Annotated in this window: 13 protein-coding genes; all 13 read right to left on the bottom strand. The window is 40.9% G+C overall.

The window, feature by feature from the left end; genetic code table 11:
- Positions 1 to 1320 precede the first annotated feature (1320 nt).
- Complete coding sequence (locus tag ACQEXS_RS21930) at positions 1321 to 1743, bottom strand: hypothetical protein (protein WP_332221154.1); 423 nt, start codon at positions 1741 to 1743, stop codon at positions 1321 to 1323.
- 148 nt (positions 1744 to 1891) lie between these two features.
- Entirely contained in the window at positions 1892 to 2170 is a 279-nt protein-coding gene (locus ACQEXS_RS21925; RefSeq protein WP_427015200.1) for a hypothetical protein, read from the bottom strand.
- A 205-nt stretch (positions 2171 to 2375) separates the two neighbouring features.
- Positions 2376 to 3113, bottom strand: coding sequence for an SDR family NAD(P)-dependent oxidoreductase (locus ACQEXS_RS21920; protein ID WP_427015199.1), 738 nt, complete (start codon positions 3111 to 3113; stop codon positions 2376 to 2378).
- A gap of 163 nt (positions 3114 to 3276) precedes the next feature.
- Positions 3277 to 3675 carry a hypothetical protein gene (locus ACQEXS_RS21915; protein ID WP_427015198.1) on the bottom strand — a complete coding sequence of 133 codons (399 nt, stop codon included), beginning with the start codon at positions 3673 to 3675 and terminating at the stop codon, positions 3277 to 3279.
- A gap of 158 nt (positions 3676 to 3833) precedes the next feature.
- Entirely contained in the window at positions 3834 to 4319 is a 486-nt protein-coding gene (locus ACQEXS_RS21910) for an N-acetyltransferase family protein (protein WP_427015197.1), read from the bottom strand.
- Positions 4320 to 4476: 157 nt separating this feature from the next.
- On the bottom strand, positions 4477 to 4698 hold the full coding sequence (locus tag ACQEXS_RS21905) for a VF530 family DNA-binding protein (protein ID WP_004400149.1): 222 nt from the start codon (positions 4696 to 4698) through the stop codon (positions 4477 to 4479).
- 243 nt (positions 4699 to 4941) lie between these two features.
- The gene (locus ACQEXS_RS21900; protein ID WP_427015196.1) at positions 4942 to 5589 is read right to left on the bottom strand and encodes a GIY-YIG nuclease family protein; all 648 of its coding nucleotides are present in this window, start codon (positions 5587 to 5589) and stop codon (positions 4942 to 4944) included.
- Positions 5590 to 5737: 148 nt separating this feature from the next.
- On the bottom strand, positions 5738 to 6163 hold the full coding sequence (locus tag ACQEXS_RS21895) for a hypothetical protein (protein ID WP_071236574.1): 426 nt from the start codon (positions 6161 to 6163) through the stop codon (positions 5738 to 5740).
- A gap of 142 nt (positions 6164 to 6305) precedes the next feature.
- Positions 6306 to 6644 (bottom strand): GFA family protein, encoded by a 339-nt coding sequence (locus tag ACQEXS_RS21890; RefSeq protein WP_427015195.1) that lies wholly within the window; start codon positions 6642 to 6644, stop codon positions 6306 to 6308.
- A 141-nt stretch (positions 6645 to 6785) separates the two neighbouring features.
- Positions 6786 to 7661, bottom strand: a complete 876-nt coding sequence (locus tag ACQEXS_RS21885) for a hypothetical protein (protein WP_427015194.1) — start codon at positions 7659 to 7661, stop codon at positions 6786 to 6788.
- A 112-nt stretch (positions 7662 to 7773) separates the two neighbouring features.
- The gene (locus tag ACQEXS_RS21880) at positions 7774 to 8421 is read right to left on the bottom strand and encodes a glutathione S-transferase family protein (protein WP_427015193.1); all 648 of its coding nucleotides are present in this window, start codon (positions 8419 to 8421) and stop codon (positions 7774 to 7776) included.
- Positions 8422 to 8572: 151 nt separating this feature from the next.
- On the bottom strand, positions 8573 to 9076 hold the full coding sequence (locus ACQEXS_RS21875; RefSeq protein WP_427015192.1) for a DUF4236 domain-containing protein: 504 nt from the start codon (positions 9074 to 9076) through the stop codon (positions 8573 to 8575).
- Positions 9077 to 9127: 51 nt separating this feature from the next.
- Positions 9128 to 9317 (bottom strand): hypothetical protein (locus ACQEXS_RS21870; RefSeq protein WP_427015191.1); only part of this gene is annotated, 190 nt, incomplete at its 5' end.

Here is a 9317-nt window from a genome sequence, read left to right as displayed (position 1 = left end):
AACTCGGATTCAAATTCTAACGATGGTGAAACTAATTCCATGTTTTATTTTTCTCCTGCGGTATAACGCCCAATTAACGTGTGAGCAGCGCATACACTGAACTTAAACACTGCGCCGTAAACACTAAACTCAACTCGAAGTGAGAGCGCCAAGCGTTGCGAATCACTGTTGAATTGTTTGTTATGTTTTACCACAAACGACTGATTTACTTGAGAAAGAACTGCTATTTCTGACTAGTTTTCTGAACCAAGCCACAAGGTAAGAACTGACTTGACCACCAAAGGCGACCAGCCTAAAACCAGTAAGTCCACTTCCCTGCCCAATGAGGCAACCCGACCAAACAACAGCAAACGCCCTATCTTTCCAACCAAAGCGCAAAACAATGTTGAATTGCCGAGACAACTGCCAAGCCGAAATGCTAATTGGCTAAGAATCCTAAAGCGACTTTAAGCCAGTTACACTGACAACCAGCCGCCACGACCTGACAATGAAGCAACCCTCGAACATTGGCATGTTTTACGGGCTGAGAGATTCAAGAACTTAGACCGACAATACGGATTTGCTGAGTCTACTAGGGACGAATTGCCAAAGGGACAAAGAACTAGATCCTAAGACCTTTAAACCTTTGAATTACAATTGAACATAACGCCCTGTTAAGGTGTGAGCAACGCAATACCGAAGCCCCTGCATACCACCTTAAACACTAAAACCAACGCATCGTGAAAATGGCACACGTTGCGAATCACTCTTAAATGCTTTGTTAGGCGCTTCACGCAAATAGTTAAAATGAAATTAGGAAAAACACCTTTTTTAAAAGAAATACACGTAACCCGCTGAATTTGATTAAAACCCAAATGCTAAAGCGACTAAGCACCTGAAACCCACTGCAACCCAAACACCAAAGAAATTGGCAAATCAGCGCATAGAAATGGAATTTGGAAAGGCTAACTTCCAGAGCGAAATTTCAGCCAATAAACCCATTTCGAAGACAGGTAAAATTGAAGCGATTTGAGCCAAAGAAACTAACAACAAACAGACCAGAAAACCGAATGAGGCAACCCGCAAACTTTGACATGTTTTACGGGTTAAGCGATTCAAGAACTTGAGAAGATAAAGCCAAATTGCCGAAAAACTAGAACAAATGGCTAAAGAGAAATTGGAGATTTGAACCAAGAAATTTCATACTGCGCCTAACGCCCAATTAAGGGGTGAACAACGCCTCCACCCAAACCTAAAGCATTGTGCCATAAACACTAAAACTGAAGTAGAAGCAAAAATGCCGAGCGTTGTGAATCCCTCTTAAATTGCTTGTTAGCTGAATTATCCCCAAAGTGCTTCAATCTTTTCTTGGATACTACTAATAGCAGTTTCAATCTCATGATCCGTTAATTGGGCTACCGTCGTTTTTTCTTTTAGCATTAAAAGCTCTGGCGGCAATTGCGTTTGATAAGAAATAGCCTTTATTTGCTTTTTGAACTCTCGAAAGGTCGACTCAACACTACTAAACTCAGCATCCTGTGCCCCATAAACATCAGATAAAACAAGCCTGACATTAACTAATAGACTCAAAACGCTGTTTAGCTGTACAGAAACCACTTGATTGCTAGCTAACTTCTTTTGAAATCTAAGCGACTCTCTAGATACATTAAAAGAAAACCATGCCGCTACTGCTGCGAAAAATGCAGAAATAGCAGATAAGGCGACAAATACATCATCAGCCTTTAGTTTTGTTAAAAATTCCATTACATCTCACTTGTAATTATGAGTATTCAGCTAACGCCCTGTTAAGGGGTGAGCAACGCAATACCAAAGCTGCCGCATACCACCTTAAACACTAAAACCAACGCATAGTGAAAATGCCACGCGTTGCGAATCCCTCTTGAACAGTTTGTTAGGCGACATTTCTACGTTTAACTTCTTTCTCATACGAAGATTCGTTGTATAGCCAAATAGCCCAAAATGCGAAAAACATCCCGTTCGTGTAAATTGAGTAATTAAGAGCATTATCCGATAAGAAAATCGTAATGCTTGCCGCATCAGAAGATGGATAAAGGAAAATAACATTAAAAATCATGTACAAAATGGCTGTGACGAAAGTAGTTCTGAAAAGCCAATTTAAACATCCTTTCTTTCGCGATTTTTGCCAATTATCAAATGCTTTACCATTCATTAATCCACTCCTTTTCAATTAACTGAAGCTAGATTCACGCCAAGATACTATCACTACTCTATCGTTTATCTTATGTCGCCTAACGCCAAATTAAGGTGTGAACAACGCTGCCACCTTAGCTAAAGTATTGTGCCATAAACACTTAACTAGCTTGAAGTGAAAGCGCCAAGCGTTGTGAATCACTCTTAAATTTATTGTTAGCCGTTTATGCCAAAGACAAACCACCATCTACCACCAATGTGTGCCCTACTATATAAGTAGCCTTGTCTGAGAGTAAAAATGCTATTGCGTCTACTATCTCATTGGTACTAGCAAACCGCTTCATGGGAACTGCTTCTGATACTTCTGAACGGATATTTTCATTTTCAAGTTGGCGATCCTCCCAACGAGAAGTCCATGTTACACCTGGCGCTACCGCATTAATTCGAATACCAGATCCAATACTCTCAAGTGCAACTGAGCGCGTTAACCCTTCCAGAGCATGTTTAGATGCGCTGTACATTGATGCATTTGGCGTTGGTCTGAGGCCATTTACCGAACTTACATTCACTATGCTTGAGCCAGGACCCATTAGCTTCAACTCGGCTCTCAAACATAAAGCCTGACACAAAAAATCGACATTGAGGGTTTCTTTAAGTAATTCGATGTCAACTTGGGATAGATAGCCTCGTGATACTAGTGCTGGAGAAGCGTTATTCACTGCAGCATCTAGTTTCTGATATTCGGATTCAATATACGAGAATAGACCTGCTAGCTGTTCTTCATCGGCAATGTCTACAACCCTATGATCCACAGTGTCTAATTCTGGGTAGATACCTAGCATTTTTGTCCACCCTGCTTCAGAGCGTGAGCACGTGACAACTTGATACCCCAATTCCACCAATCGAAGAACAAGTTCTAGCCCAATACCTTTCGAACCACCTGTTACTAAAGCTACTTTCAATTTTGGACTCCTTTCCTAGATATACATGCTGACGGCTAACGCCGCATTAAGGTGCGAACAACGCTAAACACCCAACCTAAACCACTGCACCTTAAACACTGAAACCAAGTTTAAACTGAAATCGCCAAGCGTTGTGAGTCACTCTTAAATGCTTTGTTAGGCACTACTTGATCAACGGGTTTATGAGGGCAAAAGACGATTCTGGAACAATATCCCCTGAAATTGCACCAAGTATTGCTAACTGAAACCTTTCGGCATAGTCGTGTAGCTCTTCATCATCAATTGACTCGAATTTCCAACTAACACGAGAATCAAAGTGGGAACTGATATGAACAAGGACTCCATGCTGAATATAAAGCAGTGCATATGCTAGATTTCTGTCGACACTGGTACCTTCTTTAACAAGCATTCCTACTTCTATAAGCGCTTTGTGAAAAATCCAAAATTTCTCAATGTCCCACTCGCCATATTCGGATAAGTGGCCATAAAATGTATGTTCCCAATCAGGGCTGCCATCCCCAGGGGCATTTTTATAAATTTCATCAACAGGGGGGTTGCTCATGTATAACCTCTACGTTTTAACGATAATTATGAATTTGTGCCTAACGCCAAATTAAGGTGTGAACAACGCTTACACCTTGCCTAAAGCATTGTGCCATAAACACTAAACTGACTTGAAGTGACGGCGCCAAGCGTTGTGAATCACTCTTAAATTTATTGTTAGCCGTACATTGCCCAACGGAAATACGGACGCTGACCATCCATCCGTTCAACTTCTGCACCTAACTTTTTGTAGAACTCATGAGCTTTCGTGTTGTGTGGGCTGGCTGTCCATGAAATATGAGTAGTTAATAACTTCTGAGCTTCCGTCTTCAATGCGTGCATAAGTTCTGCACCGTATCCCTTTGACCGATGCTTACCAATAACTAGCAGATCATCTAGCCAAATAGACGGCTCTCCGCGAAAGGATGAATAACGATAATGAAACAAAGCAAAACCCTGAACTTCGCCATCGACTTCCAATAGCAAAGCGTGGGCAAACGGATAGTCACCAAATAAGGTTCGTTCAATCTTCTCTTTAGTCGTGGAGATTTCACCGTCGAACCCTTTCATACTTCGGTCAAACTCAGCTTTGTGTCCAATAAGTTCTAACAATTTACCTGAGTCTTGCTTGATCGCTTTCCTTACGTTCACTTTGTTCTCCATAACTCAAATTTTTGTTTGTCGGCTAACGCCGCATTAAGGTGCGAACAACGCTAAACACCTAACCCAAACTATTGCACCTGAAACACTAAAACCAAGTTTAAACTGAGATCGCCAAGCGTTGTAAGTCACTCTTAAATGCTTTGTTATGCAAATTTTCTTATTTGCAGAATGTCTCAATATACAATGCTTCTACCTTGTCTCTTGCCCATTGAGTGCGACGTAAAAATTTTAACGACGACTTGATTGATGGGTTGTTATAAAAGCAATTAATTTGGATTTCCGCATCCAGACCTTCCCAACCATAATGTTCTTGTAAGCGTACGAGAATTTTCTCAAGGGTCAAACCATGTAATGGGTTATTTGGCTGTTCTTGGCTCATTTTGAGTATTCCTGAAGTACTTATATCAATGTGCAGTCTAGCAGATTAAGGCTTAGAGTTTTGTTGTTTTCCTTAAATATAAAATCGTTTGCAGAAGACTGATAAACCGAAAAGAAATAGCATTAGAACTCAAAACCTTGGTAGTTGCATAACGCCGCATTAAGGTGTGAGCGACGCTTGGCTATACTTGAGCGAAGCGAAAGCGCCAAGCGTTGCGAATCACTCTTAAATGCTTTGTTAGCACTATTTTCCTAATTTGGCTAAAGAACTATAAACCAGATCTACAAAGAATGAACCGTGCCAGTCCTCTTCTAACGAAGGATTCACTGTATCTGGAGCTTTTCCAAGAATTTCTCTAACTTGTCGATAGGCAATTGAACGCTCACCCAGCATCAGAACTTTTTGTTGATGCTCTGGGGGCAACATTTTGTATTTTTTCCAAGTATCAAATATATGCTCAGCCAACGATTGACTACACGAAAACCACTCACCTTGACGACGTAAACTAGCAAATTGCTTATGAAGCTCAGCTTCTCTTTCACTACCTCCAGGTTCAAGGGCGTGAATAACCAAGTCGCCATAAGTGCCCGTCTGTAGGTTTTTAAGACGTTGAATAACATTTTTAGAACGACCAATTTTAACAAACAAACCATGATATGGATGAGCGTCAACAGCTGGTCCAGGCCATGTGTCAGGAACTTGAATAATATAGTAAATGCTATCGACACCACCGTCGGCGACGCGGTTAGCCCAATTACACCAATCTTCAGCCCACTGCACTGCTTTGGAGCGAGAGCCAAAATGTTCTGTCGTGAAGTAAAAGTCACCATCATCATGGTAAATATCTGCTACGAAACGACCACATTTACATTTTCGTACTTCTGAATCCATTTACTATCTCCGAATAGTGCTAACGCCCAATTAAGGGGTGAACAACGCCTCCACCCAACTTAACGCAGTGTACCGTAAACACTAAATTTGAAGTAGAAGCAAAAGTGCCAAGCGTTGTGAATCCCTCTTAAATTGCTTGTTAGGCAAATTACTGAAATGGTGCTAAAAAATTGAAAACTGGAGATGCATACCCCCAAACAAAAGTACCAATACCTCCAAGGATGATCTCCATTTTAGTGAGGCGATCATATTGTTCTTCGTTTGATTTAATCGATTGTTTAACCACTGGCACATTAATATCTAGAGCTATGAAAGGTTCAGCCTTTCCCTCTTTTACTCGTTCAAGTTGACTTTCGACTGCGGAATTATAAGTTAACAAGGATTCAGACAACTTCTTCTTTCGCGCCAACCCAAACTGCCAAAAAGACGAAATGGCAACAACTACGACTAAAGAGCCTGACCTCTCTAGCCACGACCAATCTGAATATTTGAAAGATGTTAAGACTCCAAAAAGAATACATAGAGTAGCCAAAACACATATCAATATCTCAATTTTGTACTTCCTGATTGTCAATTTATACTCCTTTTGCCTAACGCCAAATTAAGGTGTAAACAACGCTAACACCTTACTTAAAGCATTGTGCCATAAACACTAAACTAGCTTGAAGTGAAAGCGCCGAGCGTTGTGAATCACTCTTAAATTTATTGTTAGGTGATTAGTACGATGCACCATTGATCTTACGTACAGGAATACTCGAAAGCACTTCATTTTCGGCCATTCTCATATTTACAGCCAAGATATCTTCGGAACATTTCTGTGTTGTTATGTAGTGCGTCAAACAACCACATGAGTTGCAACGATGAAATTCTACTTCTTTGTCACCCCAACAATAGAAAGATGTTTTCTCATTCATTCTGATTTGAACTTGTTCTGGAGAAAAGTACGCCCAAGCCGCAGCATAGCGACGACAAATAGAACAGTTACACTCTCCAACTTCTTTAGGAAACGAACTCAACACCAAGCTAACGTTTCCGCAGTGACACTTTAATTCCATTCGATCACTCCCTGTATTCACCTAACGCCCAATTAAGGGGTGAACAACGCTACCACCCAACCTAAAGCATTGTGCCATAAACACTAAATTTGAAGTAGAAGCAAAAATGCCGAGCGTTGTGAATCCCTCTTAAATTGCTTGTTAGGCTAATTTTTCACGTGCATCACTGAACCTCAATTCAACACTTTTATCATTAAACCCTGTATCTAGATAACCTTGATTGTATAGCTGAAACCATAATGATAATGCCGCATGTAGACCATATTGTTCTCTTTCAGGATCAATATTTTTCAAATAAGTTTCTGGTACAAGGGCAAGATCTTCCGCATACCAACGAACTCCATTTAAATGATGCACACCATCACAACCAAAATCCAATAAATGATAACCATGTGAGTATCTGTCAACAATGGACTTACTTAAGTAAGAACCATGAACGTAGATTTTATTTTTCCAGCACATCGCTATACAAGCTGCGATATAACCTCTTGATTTCCAGTGCGACAGAACCCAACCGCCACACGGGTAATAGCGATAATATGGCTTATCATTAATTGAACCGATTACCTCTTGTAAAATAAGCACGCTTTCTGTTCCACGGTCTACTTTATCAACTGATAAAAGGACACCATCAAGAGAATCGCTACCTGCTTTTTCCACTAATACAGACAAGAACTCTTCAAATTTAGCTGGGTCTTTATAAAAATTATAAGTAGGATAAATTTCATCAGATGCGCCCTCAAGCCAGTCTCTGTTAATACCAAAAAGTTGACATGTTGAAAAGAGCATTTCATCAGTGAGCTTTTCAAGGAGACGCTCATCTGTACTTACATCATGAAGAGTCAAGCTTTCAATTACTTTGGGGATTTGGTTTCTATGAACCCCATGAGCTTCATAGACACGAACTAAGCGACTAGAAACAAGCTCATTAGAGCGCGATTCTAAATTTGGCGTATTTCTCAAGGATTTTTTCACTCGATCAACCAAAGATAAAAACGACTCAATTTCTCCAAACATCAATCGACCTCCTCTTGATTAGCCTAACGCCGCATTAAGGTGTGAGCAGCGCTTGGCTATACTTGAGCGAAGCGAAACCGCCAAGCGTTGCGAATCACTCTTAAATGCTTTGTTATGAGTATGACTCAAATGGTGTGAGGTCTATACCCTCGAAGTCGCAAACCGTTTTAATCGTTGGGTTCAAACAAAGACGCTTTAAATACGCCGCTAGGTGTTTGAAATCAAGTGGCGACTTTTCAATTGGTAACGACCATTCTGCAAGCATAAACAAGAAGTAGTCACATGCGGTTAAGGTGTCACCCAACAAGTATTCATGATGCTCTAACTGGTCGTTGATGATTGACAGTGCATCAGCAATTCTTTCGTCCTGCGCCGCTATTACATTTGGAATGGTAGCTTCATCGTTAGTGTGGCGATGAGGGTAATAGCGAACCATAAGTTCAGCTTGCAGCGTATTATTGAGAAACGCGAGCCATTGATAAAACAAAGGACGAGTCGGCTCACCTAACGATGGCATTAAATCGGATTCAGGGTGCAATTCGCAGATGTGCATACAGATAGCTGGACTTTCGAAAATTGGCTGATCATTAACAACTAAGGTCGGTATCCGCCCTGCTGGGTTGAGCCTAAGATAATCCGCTGATTTTTGAGAGTTCGATTTTTTATCAACTAACAATAGCTCATAGTCTGCTTTTAAATGATGAAGCAAAAAATGAGGAGCTAGACTCGCATTGTTTGGATAGTAATACAGCTTGAACAAAATTGACTCCTTGTCTCTAAAATTGCGGATACTCATAACGCCCAATTAAGTTGTGAGCAACGCCTGCCACAACCCTCAAACAATTCACCGTAATCACTAGACTAATTGAAACCGAAAACGCCGAGCGTTGCGAATCAGCTTGAATTGTTTGTTATGACTTAGGACTTGATAGGTACTCTGAAGCAACCCAGCCTTTAACACCATCACCTTCAACTAATGTCCAACTACCATTAGTTTTCAAGACCACAACCTCATCACCAGCTACTAATTGGTTGATAACCTTTGAGTTGAGGGTTGCCTCTACACGCACACGTAAACTTTTGGCCTCTACAGTACTTACAGATACAGCAGGTTCCGAGGGGGAACCAAAAAAGTGCACCGCTAAGAAGAATATAACGATCACGGCTAACACCTTACCGAAGAGGAAACCTCCATTTTCGGTTTGTGAGTTGTTCTCATTAAAACTGTTGCTCTCAGATAAACTCTGACTATATGAAAGCCCAGAACCTGGAATTCCGACTGTTGCTTTCACACCCTTTTTACCAATATTTACGGTAGCACCTGGCTTGCCGATAGAGGTACTAACACCGCTTTTGCTAAGATTGACATGAAGTCCTGGTGCAATTTTTATACGTTTACGAAATTTAAATCCCATGATTTTCCTAGACTACCTAACCAGAAATATTGTGTGAGTCATAACGCCCTGTTAAGGTGTGAGCAGCGCAATACCTATGCTTCCGCATACCACCTTAAACACTAAAACCAACGCATGGTAAAAATGCCACGCGTTGCGAATCAGCTTGAATTGCTTGTTATGTACCTTGGATTCAAGTACGAAGTGCGACACCTCTGAACATAAAAACAGTGAGATGCGATAATCATGAAGTTTGCTCCCG

Source organism: Vibrio sp. TRT 17S01, assembly GCF_050113695.1.
Lineage (GTDB): Bacteria > Pseudomonadota > Gammaproteobacteria > Enterobacterales > Vibrionaceae > Vibrio.
This window is presented reverse-complemented; position numbering and strand designations above follow the sequence as displayed.

What these genes read in the sequence shown, in the direction of transcription:
- ACQEXS_RS21930 (WP_332221154.1), bottom strand. Translation starts at nt 1,743, where the DNA reads ATGGAATTTTTAACAAAACTAAAGGCTGATGATGTATTTGTCGCCTTA.
- ACQEXS_RS21925 (WP_427015200.1), bottom strand. Translation starts at nt 2,170, where the DNA reads ATGAATGGTAAAGCATTTGATAATTGGCAAAAATCGCGAAAGAAAGGA.
- ACQEXS_RS21915 (WP_427015198.1), bottom strand. Translation starts at nt 3,675, where the DNA reads ATGAGCAACCCCCCTGTTGATGAAATTTATAAAAATGCCCCTGGGGAT.
- ACQEXS_RS21910 (WP_427015197.1), bottom strand. Translation starts at nt 4,319, where the DNA reads ATGGAGAACAAAGTGAACGTAAGGAAAGCGATCAAGCAAGACTCAGGT.
- ACQEXS_RS21905 (WP_004400149.1), bottom strand. Translation starts at nt 4,698, where the DNA reads ATGAGCCAAGAACAGCCAAATAACCCATTACATGGTTTGACCCTTGAG.
- ACQEXS_RS21900 (WP_427015196.1), bottom strand. Translation starts at nt 5,589, where the DNA reads ATGGATTCAGAAGTACGAAAATGTAAATGTGGTCGTTTCGTAGCAGAT.
- ACQEXS_RS21890 (WP_427015195.1), bottom strand. Translation starts at nt 6,644, where the DNA reads ATGGAATTAAAGTGTCACTGCGGAAACGTTAGCTTGGTGTTGAGTTCG.
- ACQEXS_RS21885 (WP_427015194.1), bottom strand. Translation starts at nt 7,661, where the DNA reads ATGTTTGGAGAAATTGAGTCGTTTTTATCTTTGGTTGATCGAGTGAAA.
- ACQEXS_RS21875 (WP_427015192.1), bottom strand. Translation starts at nt 9,076, where the DNA reads ATGGGATTTAAATTTCGTAAACGTATAAAAATTGCACCAGGACTTCAT.